Origin of the sequence: Pseudomonas sp. PAGU 2196, assembly GCF_022179005.1 — a bacterium.
GTDB classification, from domain to species: domain Bacteria; phylum Pseudomonadota; class Gammaproteobacteria; order Pseudomonadales; family Pseudomonadaceae; genus Aquipseudomonas; species Aquipseudomonas kermanshahensis.
Window position 1 is genome coordinate 94,391 of sequence record NZ_BNTL01000035.1, and the last position, 15,905, is coordinate 110,295.

A 15,905-nucleotide genomic window follows, 5' to 3' on the forward strand; every position below is an offset into this window, starting at 1 on the left:
GTATTTATTTTTGGCTCTCCCTCAGTGCCTTGATAAAGCTTGGTTATCTGTAAATTTGATCAAATTATTGTGATAAGGCGTGTGTTTTCCTGCGTCTGTTGAAGTGCTTTATTCTATATGTAGTATGATAATTTAAGTGTCGTTTGGAATAAAGTGCTCGATGTGTGTCCATTATGTTTGCGGCCGGGTTGTCCTGCGCATGTTTTTAGCTGTAGGTGTCGTATTGCTTGTTTTCAACGCGCTCTCAGATGTTGTGAAGGGTTCGGCGTGGTAACTTTATTCTTTTGTCGGTGGGGGAGTATGACAAAAATTAATGCCCCTATGACAAGATGTCAATTTGTTTTTTGAGGTGCCTTCGTTACAGTTAGACTCAGTTGCCATTGCTGGGCAGACCGAATAAAAGCATTTATTTTTCAGCAGATGGCTTTTCGAGTTTGCAACAAAAAAATTGCTTAAGGCTCAGGCGTAGCCCTTGATAGGTCATATAGGATTTCCAGGACTAAAGGAGTGCGGAGTATTCCCCGCAGGCGGGATGAGCCTTTGCACTGTCCGCGAGTGAGTACCAGTTGTAGGCATTTTTCCAGCGCTCTGCATGTGGGGTTGGAAATTATGTGTAGCGTGACTGCATGGAGGCCGAATTGCGTGCCGGAGTTTCGGTAAGCATGAAGGGTAGTGCAAAACTCTCAAGGGACTGCTGAAGGTAATGTAGTTGCTAAATGGTTTATGTATACAGCCGAATCACTGATCCTAGATAAATAATAAGAGAGGAATACAGATGAACAAGGGTTTTGTATCTACCAGCTTGGCCGTTGGTATTTTCGCAACAGCTTTTGCCGCCAGTGCGCAAGACTGCGGAAGGGTGACAATTGCCAGCATGAACTGGCAAAGCGCTGAAGTGCTGTCCAACATTGACAAGCTCATCTTGGAAACAGGGTACGGCTGTGACGCAGAAATCACCTTTGGTGACACTGTGCCTACCATCACTTCCATGGTTGAAAAAGGGTCGCCTGATATTGCGCCGGAGGCTTGGATCGATCTGCTGCCAGATGTCGTCCGCAAAGGTTTGGACTCCAAGCAACTGGTCGCAACGCCCAAGGTTCTTAGCGAGGGCGGTGTCAGCGGTTGGTGGATTCCGAAGTACTTTGCTGACGCGCATCCCGACATCAAGACCATTGCTGACGTACTCAAGCACCCCGAGTTGTTCCCAAGTCCTGAGGATCCGAGCAAAGGCGCAATCTACAACGGTGCCCAAGGATGGGGGTGGACAGGCATCACGACTCAACTGTTCAAGGCCTTCAAAGCAGAAGACTCAGGTTTCGTGCTCGTTGATACGGGGTCGGCAGCGGGACTCGATGGGTCGTTGATCAAGGCCTACGAGCGCAAGAAAGGCTGGGTTGGTTACTACTGGTCGCCCACCGCTCTCCTCGGGAAATACCCAATGGTGCAACTCCAGCCAGGTGTGCCTTATGACGAGGCCGAGTGGAAGCGCTGCATCACCGTTGCGAACTGCCCGGATCCGAAACCCACCGGCTGGCCGATCGACCGGGTGGTTACGCTGGCTTCGGCACCATTTGCCAAGCGGGTAAACCCAGAGGTGATGGAGTACCTGAACAAACGTGTATGGGACAACAATTTCGTAAACCAACTGATGGCCTGGATGACTGATAACCAGGCAACCGGAGCGGATGCAGCCAAACACTTCCTGCGACACAACCAGAGTGTCTGGATGCCTTGGGTCTCGGCTGAGGCCGCCAAGAAGATCCATGAGTCCTTGTAAGTCTCGTCGCTTACATCATGAATTCATCCGGGCACTGTGAGGTGTGAAGTGGATTGGTTAACGAAATTCCCACATATGCAAGACGCCTCTCTTCTGGCCTTGAAAAAGGCCATTGATGAGAGCTTTCGAGACTTTACACGTGCGTATGGCGACACGTTCGACAGCTTGTTTTCACCGCTCCAACAGTTCTTGCTGGCCACTGAGCGGTTCATGACTCAAACGCCCTGGCCGGTAATTTTGCTTCTGGTTATGGGAATTGCGTGGTTCGCCAGTCGCAGCGTCAAAGTTGTGGCCAGTTGCGCAGTCGTGCTGCTTGCAATCGGCTATTTCGACATGTGGGAAGACACGATGCGCACGCTTGCGATGATTTTTGTCGCAACGGTGGTTGCCATTGCTGTTGGGCTGCCGGTGGGTGTGCTCATGTCGAAGTCGGATCGCGTGCAACGGGTGGTGAATCCGCTGTTGGACGTCATGCAGACGATGCCTAGCTTTGTGTACCTGATCCCCGTGGTCATGTTGCTGGGCATTGGTCGAGTACCTGGGCTCATTGCGGTCGTGATATACGCGCTACCTCCTATGATCCGATTGACCAATCTGGGTATTCGCCTTGTTGATCGGGACATCATTGAAGCTGCAGATGCCTTTGGTTCTTCCGCCTGGCAACGCTTGGTGAAAGTCCAGTTGCCATTGGCGTTGCCGACCATCATGGCTGGCGTCAACCAAACCATCATGATGGCGTTAGCGATGGTGGTGGTGGCCTCCATGATTGGTGTTCAGGGGCTCGGTCAGCCTGTACTGAAAGCGATTGCAAACCAGTACTTCACGCTTGGCTTGTTCAACGGGCTGGCGATTGTTGGCATTGCAATCATCTTTGACCGCGTCAGCCAGTCCTACGGCAAACGGCTGCAGAAGCATCAGGAAGTGGCTCATGTCTAATCAGCACAACGCTGGTATCAAGATCAGCAACCTCTACAAGATTTTTGGCCCTAATGCTGGCGACTATGTGGATGCCGTCAAAAAGGGTATGCCGAAGTCAGAGCTGTTGGACAAGCATGGCCATGTTCTAGGTTTGAAGGACATCAGCCTTGATATCCCGGCAGGATCCATCCAAGTGATCATGGGGCTTTCGGGGTCGGGTAAGTCGACGCTGATTCGTCACATCAACCGGCTCATCGATCCTACTGCAGGGGAGGTGATTGTCGGCGGCTCAGACGTGACCAAGATGGATCAAGCGCAGCTACAGGATTTCCGTCGCTCGCAAACCGCTATGGTGTTTCAGAAGTTCGCACTGTTGCCGCACCGTAATGTACTCGAAAACGTGGTGTACGGTTTGGAGATCCGAGGCGTCGACAAAGCCGAGAGTGTGAACGTCGCGAAGCGTTGGATCGAGCGGGTTGGACTGAAGGGCTTTGAAAAGCGCTATCCGACTCAACTGTCTGGCGGAATGCAGCAGCGCGTTGGGTTGGCCAGGGCGCTCTCGATGGATGCACCGGTTTTGCTGATGGATGAGGCCTACTCCGCCCTAGACCCACTGATCAGAATGGATATGCAAACTGTACTGCTGGACATTCAGAAGGAAATCAAAAAAACCATCGTCTTCATCACCCATGACCTGGATGAAGCGCTGCGTTTGGGTGATCAGATTTCCATTCTGCGGGACGGGCAGATGATTCAGCAGGGCACCAAGCAGGACATCGTCATGCGTCCAGCAGACGAATACGTCGAGAACTTCGTGCGTCAGGTTAACAGGGCGAAGATCGTGACCCTGGAAGGGGTAATGTCACCGGTCAAACCTAATCCGACGCTGATGGCACCGACTCTACAGAGCTGGTTGACCATCGAGGAGGCTGTGCAAATCGTTCGGTCGTCGCCCGACTCCGAGTTCGTCGTGGTCGACACATTAGGTCAACCAGTGGGACTGGTGACTCTACAGCAGCTTCTTTTTGCGATGGTGGCCCCAGCGGCGCTGTTGGAGGGCGACGCGAGTAAACAGCCTCAGCTTGCCGCCGTACCGAGTGCTCGACGGGGCTGATTGCAGTGCGATGGAGTGCAGCTTTGCCGGCGGGGTTTGAGGTCAAAGTAGTGGTTCGATATCGCCTTGGGCGTGACCTGCGCGGTTGTTGAGCCGCTTCAATCTGCGTGATTCGCGAGCTCTATCTAAGTGATGTTTGGAGATTTATATGTCGTTTACTATTGTTAAAACCGACTTGCTGCGCGGTGAGAACTTCATCGACGGGCAATGGTGCGCATCTGCGAGTGGTGCGACTTTTCCCGTGATCAACCCTGCCACTGCTTCGGTTTACGTCACTGTAGCTGACAGTGATGTTGAAGACGCAAAGGCAGCTGTTGAAGCAGCGAGCAAGGCTTTCGCGACTTGGAAAAATGTTCCTGCCAAACAACGCGCCGCCATATTGAAACGCTGGAATGATCTGATACTCGAGTACGCGAACGACCTGGGCAAGATCATTTCGTCCGAGCAAGGCAAGCCCCTGCACGAAGGCATCGGTGAAGTCTCCTATGCCGCGAGCTATGTAGAGTGGTTCGCTGAAGAAGCCACTCGCTCCAATGGCGAAATCATTCCGAGTCCGGTCGCGGGTCGGCGCATGATGGCTCTCAAAGAGCCAATCGGCGTCGTTGCGGCGATCACGCCCTGGAACTTCCCCGCAGCGATGATTGCTCGAAAGATTGCGCCGGCACTCGCAGCAGGGTGCACCGTGGTGTGCAAACCAGCAGCTGAAACGCCGCTGACGTCGTTGGCCTTGGTGCGTCTGGCTGAATTGGCAGGGGTGCCGGCTGGCGTATTGAATATCGTGGTTACCTCCAAATCCAAACCGGTAGCCGATGTCTGGCTGGAAGATGCGCGGGTGCGCAAAATCACCTTTACCGGCTCCACGCCAGTGGGCAAGCACCTCGCTCGTGAGTCAGCCAATACCCTTAAGAAGCTGTCTTTGGAGCTGGGCGGTAACGCTCCGTTCATCGTGTTCGATGACGCTGACATCGATGCTGCTGTTGATGGCCTGATGGTTGCCAAGTTCCGCAACGGTGGTCAGACCTGCGTTTGCCCGAACCGGATCTATGTACAGGAAGGTGTGTATGAGAAGTTCGTTCGCCTACTTACTGATCGTGTAGCAGCACTCGTCGTAGGGCCAGCTTCGAATCCTGAGTCGCAAATCGGCCCGATGATCAACGAGAAAGCAATCGAAAAGATCGAAAATCATGTCCGTGACGCTGTAGAGCGTGGAGCTCGTGTCACCACGGGTGGAGAGCGTGTTCGTGTAGTTGGCTCTGGAGGTACCACCTTTTTCGCTCCAACCGTACTCGCCGATGTTGACCAGGCTTCCGATTGCTTCCGAGAAGAGACATTCGGGCCAGTAGCCCCGATCACCAAATTCAGCACCGAAGCCGAGGTGCTGGAGTGGGCCAATGCGTCGGCTTTCGGTCTCGCAGCCTATTTCTATACCACTGACATTCGTCGTGTGGCGAGGGTGAGTGAGGGCCTGGAAAGCGGCATCGTTGGCATCAACGAAGGTGCCCTGGCAGCGGAAGCCGCTCCGTTTGGCGGTGTGAAAGACTCCGGCTACGGTCGCGAAGGCTCAACCCACGGCCTTGAAGAGTACATGCATATCAAGTACACCTGTCAGGGCGGTCTCGATTGATTTCAGGCCATAGGTGATCGCACGCTGCTTGAAACTGAGCATGAGTATGAATTTATACATTCACGGGCTCAGCCTTTATAAAGCAAGCTTGATGAGTGCTGGGGGCTGCAAAGCTGATATAATTGGTTTGCACAGTTTCCAGGCTGTCTTTATAGCTTGCTTTAGTGTTATTCGTACCTCGAACCTAAGTGTGCTCGAACGCAAGCCTGTCGGGGGTGTTTGCGGCTAATTATTAGTTTGGTAGGGGGGTAATGTGGTAAGTGTTATCATGTTTTAAATCGCATCTTCATTGGGTAAGCTTGCAATGACGATGTGGCGTTAATTGCTGATGTTTCGATGAGTCTGGAGCTGGCTTGGATTGGTCACTCTGGCGGGTTTTAGAATTGCTTTCTGTATTTTGCCCCCCTACAACTTGGGGGCTTTTTTTGCCTGCAGGTTCTAAGGGCTGAAAGCCGCATAATCTTTCCGGATCTGTTTATTAGTGCGCGCGGTTGGAAGTTGGCGGGCTGTAATCCTATTTTTGCTAGGAGGAATTTTCTGCAGTCTTATGTTTATTATCCCTTTGGCGTTTTTATGCGCCATGGTTCGTCGCTTCGACCCCCGTGTCTGAAGTGAGCTCGTCTGCTTGCTGCTATTTAAATAATTATGCGCAGATAAAGGATGTAGCTATGCCAAATCTAAGGCTTCTCTCGCTTCTCTCTTTGGCTGTCTCGGCCAATCTCTCGGCTGCAGATCAACTCACCGTTATTTCATATGGTGGCGCCAGTAAGGCAGCTCAGGTCACCGCGTTTTATCGACCCTTTGAGGCGAGTACCGGAAAAAAGCTCATCGCTGGGGAGTGGAACGGCGAAATGGCCAAGCTGAAGGCTATGGTTCTTACAAACAGCGTGTCCTGGGATGTTTTGGACATTGAGGATAATGACTTATCGCGGGGCTGTGAGGAGGGGCTGTTTGAAGAGCTTGATTACGATCGCTTGCAGATAAAAGAGCCGTTGGTAGCAGGTGCTAAAAGTGAATGCGGGGTGGCAATTTTCGTGTGGTCGAACGTTCTCGCTTACAACGCAGACAAGCTCGCCACGGCCCCGACCGGATGGAAGGATTTCTGGGATTTGAAGAAGTTCCCAGGCAAGCGAAGCCTGCGAAAATCCGCGCGTGGATCCTTAGAGTTTGCCTTGATGGCTGATGGTGTACCGCCATCAGAGGTCTACCAGGTGCTATCAACTCCGGCAGGGGTCGATCGAGCTTTCGCCAAGCTTGATGAGATCAAGCCTAGTATTCAGTGGTGGGAAGCTGGCGCCCAGCCGCCCCAGTACCTGATAGCCGGAGATGTAGTGATGAGCTCGGCCTACAATGGAAGGATCCACGCCGCGAAAACCAGTGGGGCAAATCTCAAGATTGTATGGAACGGCAATCTCTACCAGTTCGACACCTGGGCCATTCCCAAAGGCACTCCGAATCTCGACAGTGCGTATGAGTTCATTTCATTCACGATGAGACCGGAGCAGCAAAAGCTATACACTGAGCAAATGGCGTATGGCCCTGCCAATACGGCTGCCGTTGGCATGCTTAACAAAGACCTGGCGTCTGAACTGCCAACCGCTCCAGAAAATATGAAGAACGCGTTGCAGATGGATGTCGCCTTCTGGACAGACCATGGCGAAGCCTTGGAAGAGCGTTTCATCGCTTGGTCGAGCCGCAGATAGTATGTGATTGCAATTTCAAGTGTCAAAAAAGGGGACTGTTCAACGAACAGCCCCCTTTTTTGGTTGGCTTATCAGTAGCCGAGCTTATCGAGCAGTTGGTACCAACCGGCGACCATCCGTACACCAGGCTCGCGGAGCGAGTAGAAGGGGATTGATTTGAGTTCGGACTCAGTGATCATTCCCAGCGACGGTCTGTTACCAGTCACAACCTCAGCAACGTACTTACCCATGTTCGAGGCCATGGCGACACCCAACCCGTTATAGCCCATGGCATAAGTGGTTCTGTCATTCAGACGACCCAGATGTGGGACAGCATCGAGTGTCAGTGCCACAAGCCCAGACCAGCGGTGGGTGATCTTCACGTTCTCCAGTTGCGGGAACTGCTTACGCAATGCCGTTTCCAGTGCGTTGAAAGCTGATTCCGAGTCGGTTTTACCGAATGCACCACGGCCACCATACATAAGGCGGTTACCGTTCTTACGGAACCAGCGCATCATGCGGCGAGTCTCGCTGTAGCTTCGGCCATCCTGCAGTGGTGTCGACACACCAGCCAGATCCAGTGGTTCGGTTGCGATCATGGCCGAACGGAAGGGTACGATGGTTTTGGTAACGGCGTTCGTTGCCCCGGTGATGTCGGTATATGCGTCGGTCGCGATGACGATTTGAGAGGCGTTGATTACTCCACCTGGAGTGAACAGCTTCACCCCATTACTGTGGTGCTGAATTTTGATAACAGGTGATTCCTCAAAGATGTCCACGCCGCTGTCTGTGAGGCCCTTGGCGATGCCGCGAGCGAAGTTCAGCGGGTGAATAGTACCACCGTGGCTGTTGAGGATGCCGCCCCAGAAATCGCGGGAGCCGGTTTCGTGCGCCATCTCCTCGGCATCCAGCACGCGGGTGCTAGTGTCACCAAAGGTTTTGCGAACCCACTCATCTTCTTTGACGAGGGTGGCCAGGGCTGCCTTGTGATGAGCGCAGCGCATGGTGCCGTTCTGGTTGTAGTTGGCAGCAGCGATCGAGTACGCCTCGATAAGCTCCTCCACATGATCTACGGCCTCATGAGCGAGGTTGTACATGCGGCGGGAGGTATCCAACCCGAATCGGTTGGCGACGTCTGACAGGGTCACACGGTACTTGCCCTCCACCACTCCACCATTGCGGCCACTGGCGCCCCACCCAATGCGGCTAGCTTCCAGAATTACCGGGGACAGGCCTTTTTGAGCCAGATAGCGGGCTGTGCTCATCCCCGTATATCCGCCACCGATAATCGCCACGTCGTACTGCAGTTCGCGATTCAACGTTGGCAGTTTTGGGCCCTTTTCTGCGGTGGCTTGCCACAGAGAGGAGATGTCCGGGAACGGAGGCTGACTGTTGTCTTTCACGTTTGGTAATGAGTTGTGCACCATGTTCATAGCTACGCCCCTGCCATTGCAATCTTCTTGGATGACTTCTTCTTGATGGTGCCCAGCACGATGAGTGCCAGGGCCAACAACGCTGTTGAGGTTACTTCGCTGCGGAAGTTGGGCAGAATGAGCATCGTCACCATGACGCCGGAAATGGCGATGATCACTGCCCAAGTGAGATAAGGGTAAAGCCACATCTTGCATGCACTGTTTGGGTCGTTGGCTCTATTTACAGCTCGCATGCGCAGCTGGGAAATAGCAATGACCAGATAAACCAGTAAAGCGATGGCGCCTGAGCTGGAAAGCAAGAACTTAAATACTGCTTCAGGTGCAAAGAAGTTCGAGGCAGTTACTACCAGGCCTACAATAGTGCTGCCGATAACCGCTGCCTTTGGTACTCCGCTGGCCGACGTTCTTTGAAAAATAGGTGGTGCATCGTCTCGTTTGCTAAGGGAGAAAATCATACGGGACGAAATGTAGATGGACGAGTTAAGGCAGCTTGTTACCGCGATCAGTACTACCGCATCAACAATCAGCTTGGCATACGGTACGTTCAGCAACTCAAGCGCTCGCTGATAGGAGCCGTGTGCGGGAAGAAGTGGATCATTCCACGGGACTACCGAAATGACGATAAACATCGAGCCCAAATAGAAGATACAAATACGCCAGATCACTGAGCGTGTGGCTCGCGCGATCTGCTGCGCTGGGTTCGATGACTCCGCAGCAGCGATAGTTACAACCTCTGCACCAATGAAGCTGAACATTGTGGTCAGCAGTGCGCCGATCACTGCCCCGAATCCGTTCGGAATGAAACCGCCATAATTTTGTGAGAGCGCAACAACGCCAGGTGCCTCCACTCCAGGTACAAAGCCGAGAATTACCGCAGCACCGAACAGGATGAAGGAGACAATCGCCAGAACTTTGATAATGGCGAACCAGAATTCGAATTCACCGTAGTTCTTGACGTCAAATAAGTTGGTGATGGTGAGTAGGGCAGTTACAGACAGGGCATAGACCCAAACGTCCAGTTGAGGGAAGTATGAGTTTAAAATCGCGCCTGCGACAATTGCTTCAAGTGGAATAACCAGTACCCAGAACCACCAGTAGAGCCAGCCAATCGTGAAGCCAGCCCACCGCCCAATGGCTCTGTCAGCGTATGTTGAGAACGATCCGGTATCAGGTGAGGCGACGGCCATTTCACCAAGCATCCTCATGACGAGAATGACGAGCATCCCTGCCATGACGTAGGCGAGGATTGCCCCAGGGCCAGCTGCAGCGATGGCTTGGCCTGAACCGACGAAAATACCAGCACCCAAGATCCCTGCAATGGAGATCATGGTGACATGACGCGGTTTGAATCCTTTCGCAAGGGAGTTAGCTTGGTTCGAGCTTGGATGATGCTGTGACTGTACTGTTTGCTTGTTTTTCATTGGAGCTCCATATAGATATTTATTTTTAGCGCTATATATGGATGGCTAGAGCAGTTCGAGCAAATGCTTAATAAATTGAGCGGCAAGTACATGCGCTAACGGCGAGAACACCGGCCAAACGTTATGTGAGTGGCCGGTGTTTAACTGCTTAGACCTAGTATCGTACTAGGTAATCCTCTTACTTCTCTGACTCTGCTGCTGCTGCCAACTCGGCCAGAGTTGTGAAGTGGTAGTCAGGCACAGTCACGCCTTGTTTTGGCACTGGCGAACCGCCAAAGCCTTCTTGCTCATGGCGACGCTCAATCCAGCTAACGGTGTAACCCAGTTGTTTGGCTACACCGATGTCGTGGAACTGGCTTTGAGCAACATGCATGTAGTCTTCCAGGCGGAAGCCATGAACGCGCTGGGTGCCACGCATGTAGGAGAAGAACTGCGGATCCGGCTTGCAGTTTTCAACGTCCTCTGCTGTGACTATGTCGTCGAAGGGCTCCTGCAGAGTTTTTGCCATTTCCCGAACAGACCAGTTATCGGCGTTGCTCGCGGCGATCAAGCGGAAATGCTTGCGAAGAGTTTTCATGGCCTCGATGGAATCTGGGAAGGCTGGCCAGTTCGAGATGGAAAGGCGCAGGCCTTCGACGTCGGCTTCGGCGGAGGAGAGGCCGAATTCGGCTGCCATGATGCGGTAGATGTGAGGCAGCATCGAGGTGAACGAGACACCGGGGGTTTCTTTGTGCAGGCCAGTCTCGGCGTTAGCAAAGCTCACCAGGATTTGCTCGTCGGTCAGGTCGCCGCGACCGGCTTTCTCGGCCAGAGGACGGATGTAGTTAACAACGCCTTGCTCGAAATCGATCAGGGTGCCAACGACATCAAAAGTCAAAACTTTATGCTGTTTCAGTTTCATTTTTGTTTTTCCAACATGGTGGTGGTGGGGTGTGAAGCGACTGTATCCCAATGATCTCAAGTCGCAAATTGACACGTTGTCATGGCCGTATCGAATTTTGTCATATCCCCTTGTGACTGATTTGCGTGAGAATTAGAGTGCTCCTGCTTGGATATCAAAAAAGCAGGGGCGCACAGCCTTTTGCACTATTTGATTTGGGAAGTCCCAAATCGTTTGATAGATATATGTCATAACAAATACGAGGCAGTAATTATGAAGGTACAAAAGCTGACTAAACCGGCTCAAATGTCTGGCTTGTCGCATTGGGGTGAGGTTGGTCTCCCTGACTCCCAGGTCGTAAAAGTTTCAGGTTCCCGGGTAGAAATCGGTGGAGAGTCTGTTGATACCGGCGTATTTGAATGCACACCAGGCAGCTACCGCCGCTCGGTAAAAGAGGCAGAAATCATGCACTTCCTGCAAGGTTCAGGCAGCTTCACTCCAGACGGCGGCGAGACCCTTGAGTTTGATATCGGTGACACCTTCTTCTTCGAAGCTGACACCCACGGTACCTGGGTTATCGAGAAAACCATGCGCAAGCTGTACGTGATCCTCAAATAAAGCGTGAGTGACCGCCGCGAGGCAGCCTTCTGTACGGGAGGCTGCCTGTTGAAAAGCGCATGCTGGAGCGGGTGACGCCGGGCGTCTCATGTTTTAGACTTCAATGTCTGAGGTGTGATGGCGTGGTAATCGCGATGAGGCTGGATATCGATTCTCTGCGGGCTTTCAAGACGGTTTTAGATCTTGGGGGAGTAACCCGAGCGGCGGAAAAACTCTATCTAACCCAATCCGCTGTCAGCCATAAAATCTCCCGCCTGGAAGAAAAGCTGGGCCGCCCGATCCTGTTCAAGGGCCCAAACGGGCTGATGCCCACAGCAGACGGATCGCACCTGTTGAGTTTTGCCAATCGACTGGTTGCGATTCACGATGAAGCCGTCGAGTTTTTCAAGCGTTCGGACTTGTCGGGTGAAATCAGGCTTGGCGCCACGGAAGATGCAATCGACAGCAAGATGTCGGCAGTTTTCGGTCGATTCCGCCGTTCCAACCCCATGGCGTCGGTCAATATCAGAGTTGCTCAGAGCCTATTGCTCAATGAATGGCTTGGGATGACAGAAATCGATCTGGCCATCATGCAAGTGTTCGTGCACGAGAAAATGCCTGGGGATATAGAGCTCTGGCGCGAAGATCTACATTGGGTCGAAGCTGCTCTTCACCCATTCGTCTTTACAGGAATTGTGCCATTCGTGTCGTTTGACAAGAATAGTTTTTACGGGCTGGCGGCCAAGAAAAAACTAGAGGAAGTTGGCATAAGGTTGGAAAATGTTTTTGAGTGCCCAAGTAGGGAAGGGGTAAAGGCCGCAGTTTTAAACGGACTCGGTGTGACGTTGTTGAGCACGAGGAATGTGACAGAAGGGCTGGTGGAAATCGCTGAAGGCCTACCTAAATTCCCTCAAGTATGTCATGTGTTGAGGACGCATTCGGGGGCCAGTGGGGCACTGTTGAAAAACCTCATTGACGCTGTCCTCAATGAGTTCCTCGAAACGCCTTCGCCCTGACAACCAAGTCGAGTATCGCTTAGCCTAGCGGCTGCTTATCTTTTCACAACACTCCGGGCAGCCCAATCTGAAATGGACTTGGTGCACTTTTGCTCTCTCGCTACTCTCTGATTTATATAGGGGAGCGCACCCTTTACGTCAGGATGTCACAAGTTTAATGGTCAGGCTGACAGGTGTACTCCTACTCGGTAAGCTCAAAAACCACTGATTAATCCTACTTCGAATAGGTAGAAGCCCCCGTCCTCGCCGCATAGCATCTACTCCAGATCAATGGTTAAAGCTACGTCACATCAAGCTGAACTGCGTGCACGAGTTGGTGTTCACTGCACGTTAATAATCGTTGCTACAGGGCGGCGCATGCCCTTTTGCTTATTTTTTCGCATTTCTCTGGAGGTTTTATGAGCTTTAAGCTGCAGCGCGAGGAGTTGATTCTCACCAAGAACTTCATTGCTGGTGTGTGGCGGGACGCAGTATCTGGCGCAACCCTCCCAGTGAACAATCCAGCCTCTGGGGAGCGCGTTACCCTGGTTCCAGACAGCAACGAGAAGGACGCAAAGGCAGCGGTCGAAGCGGCAGTTGATGCGTTTGAAGCTTGGCGCTCGACGCCTGCCAAGCAGCGAGCGGTAATCTTGAAGTGTTGGAATGATTTGATCATGGCCAACGCTGAAGACCTGGGTAAGATCATTTCAACTGAGCAAGGTAAACCGCTTGCTGAAGCCGTAGGCGAAATTGCCTACGCCGCGAGCTATGTCGAGTGGTTTGCTGAGGAAGCAACTCGGGCAAATGGTGACATCATTCCTCAAGCCGTACGTGGCCGCAAAATGGCGGCCTACAGGGAGCCAGTCGGTGTTGTGGCGGCCATCACACCCTGGAACTTCCCGGCGGCGATGATCGCTCGGAAAATCGCTCCAGCATTGGCTGCAGGCTGTACTGTTGTATGTAAGCCTGCGGCGGAAACGCCGCTCACTGCTTTGGCACTGGTCAAGCTCGCCGAAGAGGCTGGCGTCCCGGCTGGCGTCCTTAACATCGTTAATACTTCCGCGTCCAAGACGGTTGCGGATGTGTGGTTAGATGATCCACGTGTTCGCAAAATTACCTTCACTGGCTCGACGCCTGTCGGTAAGCACCTGGCCCACGAATCCTCGCGTACCTTGAAAAAGCTGGCATTGGAGCTGGGCGGCAATGCGCCGTTCATCGTGTTTGAGGACGCTGACATTGATGCCGCCGTAGAAGGCTTGATGGTGGCTAAATTCCGAAACGGCGGGCAGACCTGCGTGTGCCCTAACCGCGTATACGTCCAGTCCAAGGTCTACGGTAATTTCCTGGAAAAACTCACTGCTCGTGTGTCGGCCCTGGTAGTTGGCCCGGCCAGCGATTCGAAGTCGCAGATTGGCCCGATGATCAACGCGAAAGCGATCGCCAAGATTGAAGAGCATGTCAACGATGCAGTAGCTCGGGGTGCTCGCGTCATGGCGGGAGGCAAGCGCCTTTTCACCGAGCAGCGTGCTGAGTCTACCTACTACGCTCCAACCGTTCTGGCCGACGTAGATCCGTCATCCAAATGCTTCCATGAGGAAACTTTCGGCCCGGTAGCCCCGATCACCCGGTTTGAAACCGAGGAAGAGGTCATCAAGATGGCCAACGACTCGCCTTTCGGCCTGGCATCCTATTTCTACACCAACGATATGCGCCGTGTGCATCGTGTAACCGACGCACTTGAGTGCGGCATCGTCGGTGTGAACGAAGGCGCGCTGGCTGCCGAAGCCGCTCCGTTTGGTGGCGTGAAGGATTCGGGATACGGTCGAGAAGGCTCCGTTCACGGCCTCGAAGAGTACATGCACATCAAATACGTCTGCCAAGGCGGACTGGATTAATTTCCACGTCCAAGACGTGGGTTGGCTCTGGCCGATGTTGTTTTGGACAGAGCCAACTGTTCATGCATGTATTGCTGAGAGGTCGTATGAAAAAGCTTCAGGAAAAAGATCAACACTGGGTTCACCCGGTCACCGCCCTGATGGATCACCAGGCGAAGGGCGTATGCGCTTGGGAAAGCGCCGAGGGTATCCATTTAGTGGATGTGAACGGTCACCGTGTACAAGACGCATTTTCGGGGCTCTGGTGCGTAAACGCTGGTTACGGCCAACAATCGATTGTTGAAGCGGCGAAGAAGCAGCTCGAAGTCCTGCCGTACGCAACCGGATACTTTGGCTTCGGGAGCGAGCCTGCAATCGAGCTGGCGTATCGCTTGGCCAAGCTGGCTCCACCAGGCCTGAATCACGTCATCTTTGGCCAAGGTGGATCGGACGCTGTCGATACCGCTATTCGTACTGTTCGCTATTACTTCAATGCCATCGGACAACCCGAAAAGAAACACTTCATCGCGGTGCAACGTGGCTATCATGGCTCGTCGGCTGTAGGGAGCGGCCTGACCGCACTTCCAGTTTTCCATCGATATTTCGATGTGCCTACGCCAACTCAGCATCACATCGAAGCACCTTACCCTTACCGCCACAGCGCCGGGCCAGACGAGACTGCTGTCTTGGCAGCCACCGTTGCCGCACTCAAAAGCAAGGTTCAAGAAATCGGGCAGGGTAACGTAGCGGCATTCATCTGTGAGCCCATCATCGGCTCCGGTGGAGTTATTGTGCCTCCGGCTGGCTATTTGAAAGCGATGCGGGCTACTTGCGATGAGCTTGGAATCCTGCTGATCGTTGACGAAGTTATCACTGGGTTTGGCCGCACCGGCCCGATGTTCGGCTGTGAGCATGAAGGCGTCAGTCCGGACGTTATGACCATGGCTAAGGGCCTGACATCCGGTTACGCGCCAATGGGCGCGACTATTATTTCTGAACGAATGTACGCGGCGATTGCGGAGGCTGGATCTGACGGCACACCCTTTGGTCATGGTCAAACCTATGCCGGCCATCCTGTCAGCGCGGCCATCGCCAATGCTACGCTCGACCTTTACGAGAATGGGCTCCTGAAAAATGGCACTGAAGTAGGTGAGTACTTCCAGAGCAAACTGCGGTCGTTGGAAAAACTGGATGTGGTAGGCCAGGTACGTGGACGCGGGATGCTGGCGGGTGTCGAACTGGTAGCAGACAAACACACCAGAGCGAAGCCTGATGCCAAGTTGAAGGTGGGCCAAAAGATCCTTGCCCATGCGTTCAGCGAGGGCCTTGTATTCCGAGCTTTCAACGACGACATCCTCGGGTTCGCTCCTTCGCTGAACTATACCCGTGCAGACGTAGACAAGCTGATAGAGATTCTGACGTTCTCTATCGAGAAGGTTACAGGCGCCAGAGGGGTCTGAGCGTCTGTACCCAAGTGAGTGGGAGCTAGAAGGCTCTTTGGGCCTGATCTCAAAATGAACCGTCGGTACGCGATGGTATTGTGATAGCGCTTAACAAATAATAACAAGAGGCGTCATATGTATTGTTTGA

Annotated in this window: 12 protein-coding genes; 9 read left to right on the top strand and 3 right to left on the bottom strand. The window is 53.0% G+C overall.

Annotated elements, in window-relative coordinates; genetic code table 11:
• Positions 1 to 775 precede the first annotated feature (775 nt).
• The 5 genes from MFF34_RS25265 to MFF34_RS25285 all read left to right on the top strand — a co-directional run bounded on the left by MFF34_RS25265 (position 776) and on the right by MFF34_RS25285 (position 7,136).
• Positions 776 to 1,777, top strand: a complete 1,002-nt coding sequence (locus MFF34_RS25265; protein ID WP_238217185.1) for a glycine betaine ABC transporter substrate-binding protein — start codon at positions 776 to 778, stop codon at positions 1,775 to 1,777.
• A 75-nt stretch (positions 1,778 to 1,852) separates the two neighbouring features.
• Positions 1,853 to 2,713, top strand: a complete 861-nt coding sequence (locus MFF34_RS25270; protein ID WP_238217187.1) for a proline/glycine betaine ABC transporter permease — start codon at positions 1,853 to 1,855, stop codon at positions 2,711 to 2,713.
• Positions 2,706 to 3,809, top strand: coding sequence for a glycine betaine/L-proline ABC transporter ATP-binding protein (locus MFF34_RS25275; protein ID WP_238217189.1), 1,104 nt, complete (start codon positions 2,706 to 2,708; stop codon positions 3,807 to 3,809). The genes MFF34_RS25270 and MFF34_RS25275 overlap by 8 nt, the downstream gene beginning before the upstream one ends.
• Positions 3,810 to 3,957: 148 nt before the next feature.
• Positions 3,958 to 5,433, top strand: coding sequence for an NAD-dependent succinate-semialdehyde dehydrogenase (locus MFF34_RS25280; RefSeq protein ID WP_238217191.1), 1,476 nt, complete (start codon positions 3,958 to 3,960; stop codon positions 5,431 to 5,433).
• A 668-nt stretch (positions 5,434 to 6,101) separates the two neighbouring features.
• Complete coding sequence (locus tag MFF34_RS25285) at positions 6,102 to 7,136, top strand: ABC transporter substrate-binding protein (protein WP_238217193.1); 1,035 nt, start codon at positions 6,102 to 6,104, stop codon at positions 7,134 to 7,136.
• Positions 7,137 to 7,207: 71 nt separating this feature from the next.
• Here MFF34_RS25285 and MFF34_RS25290 read toward each other — a convergent pair whose 3' ends face one another.
• The 3 genes from MFF34_RS25290 to MFF34_RS25300 all read right to left on the bottom strand — a co-directional run bounded on the left by MFF34_RS25290 (position 7,208) and on the right by MFF34_RS25300 (position 10,870).
• On the bottom strand, positions 7,208 to 8,548 hold the full coding sequence (locus tag MFF34_RS25290; protein ID WP_238217195.1) for an FAD-binding oxidoreductase: 1,341 nt from the start codon (positions 8,546 to 8,548) through the stop codon (positions 7,208 to 7,210).
• Positions 8,549 to 8,550: 2 nt separating this feature from the next.
• A complete protein-coding gene (gene gabP / locus MFF34_RS25295) occupies positions 8,551 to 9,969 on the bottom strand; it encodes a GABA permease (protein ID WP_238217197.1) in 1,419 nt (472 codons plus the stop codon).
• A 178-nt stretch (positions 9,970 to 10,147) separates the two neighbouring features.
• Entirely contained in the window at positions 10,148 to 10,870 is a 723-nt protein-coding gene (locus tag MFF34_RS25300; RefSeq protein WP_238217199.1) for an HAD-IA family hydrolase, read from the bottom strand.
• Positions 10,871 to 11,017: 147 nt separating this feature from the next.
• Between MFF34_RS25300 and MFF34_RS25305 the strand changes: the two genes are divergently transcribed.
• The 4 genes from MFF34_RS25305 (at position 11,018) to MFF34_RS25320 (ending at position 15,775) form a co-directional block, all read left to right on the top strand.
• A complete protein-coding gene (locus MFF34_RS25305) occupies positions 11,018 to 11,467 on the top strand; it encodes a cupin domain-containing protein (protein ID WP_238217201.1) in 450 nt (149 codons plus the stop codon).
• Between the two features lie 122 nt (positions 11,468 to 11,589).
• Entirely contained in the window at positions 11,590 to 12,462 is an 873-nt protein-coding gene (locus MFF34_RS25310) for a LysR family transcriptional regulator (protein ID WP_238217203.1), read from the top strand.
• A 398-nt stretch (positions 12,463 to 12,860) separates the two neighbouring features.
• The gene (locus MFF34_RS25315) at positions 12,861 to 14,336 is read left to right on the top strand and encodes an NAD-dependent succinate-semialdehyde dehydrogenase (RefSeq protein ID WP_238217204.1); all 1,476 of its coding nucleotides are present in this window, start codon (positions 12,861 to 12,863) and stop codon (positions 14,334 to 14,336) included.
• Positions 14,337 to 14,422: 86 nt separating this feature from the next.
• Positions 14,423 to 15,775: an aminotransferase class III-fold pyridoxal phosphate-dependent enzyme gene (locus MFF34_RS25320; protein ID WP_238217206.1), complete on the top strand. Its 1,353-nt coding sequence runs from the start codon at positions 14,423 to 14,425 to the stop codon at positions 15,773 to 15,775.
• The last annotated feature ends 130 nt before the right edge of the window (positions 15,776 to 15,905 follow it).

Excerpts from the sequence above, each read along its gene's own strand:
- MFF34_RS25280 (WP_238217191.1), top strand. The coding sequence starts at position 3,958 with ATGTCGTTTACTATTGTTAAAACCGACTTGCTGCGCGGTGAGAACTTC.
- MFF34_RS25270 (WP_238217187.1), top strand. The coding sequence starts at position 1,853 with ATGCAAGACGCCTCTCTTCTGGCCTTGAAAAAGGCCATTGATGAGAGC.
- MFF34_RS25265 (WP_238217185.1), top strand. The coding sequence starts at position 776 with ATGAACAAGGGTTTTGTATCTACCAGCTTGGCCGTTGGTATTTTCGCA.
- MFF34_RS25315 (WP_238217204.1), top strand. The coding sequence starts at position 12,861 with ATGAGCTTTAAGCTGCAGCGCGAGGAGTTGATTCTCACCAAGAACTTC.
- MFF34_RS25320 (WP_238217206.1), top strand. The coding sequence starts at position 14,423 with ATGAAAAAGCTTCAGGAAAAAGATCAACACTGGGTTCACCCGGTCACC.
- MFF34_RS25275 (WP_238217189.1), top strand. The coding sequence starts at position 2,706 with ATGTCTAATCAGCACAACGCTGGTATCAAGATCAGCAACCTCTACAAG.
- gabP (WP_238217197.1), bottom strand. The coding sequence starts at position 9,969 with ATGAAAAACAAGCAAACAGTACAGTCACAGCATCATCCAAGCTCGAAC.
- MFF34_RS25290 (WP_238217195.1), bottom strand. The coding sequence starts at position 8,548 with ATGAACATGGTGCACAACTCATTACCAAACGTGAAAGACAACAGTCAG.
- MFF34_RS25300 (WP_238217199.1), bottom strand. The coding sequence starts at position 10,870 with ATGAAACTGAAACAGCATAAAGTTTTGACTTTTGATGTCGTTGGCACC.
- MFF34_RS25285 (WP_238217193.1), top strand. The coding sequence starts at position 6,102 with ATGCCAAATCTAAGGCTTCTCTCGCTTCTCTCTTTGGCTGTCTCGGCC.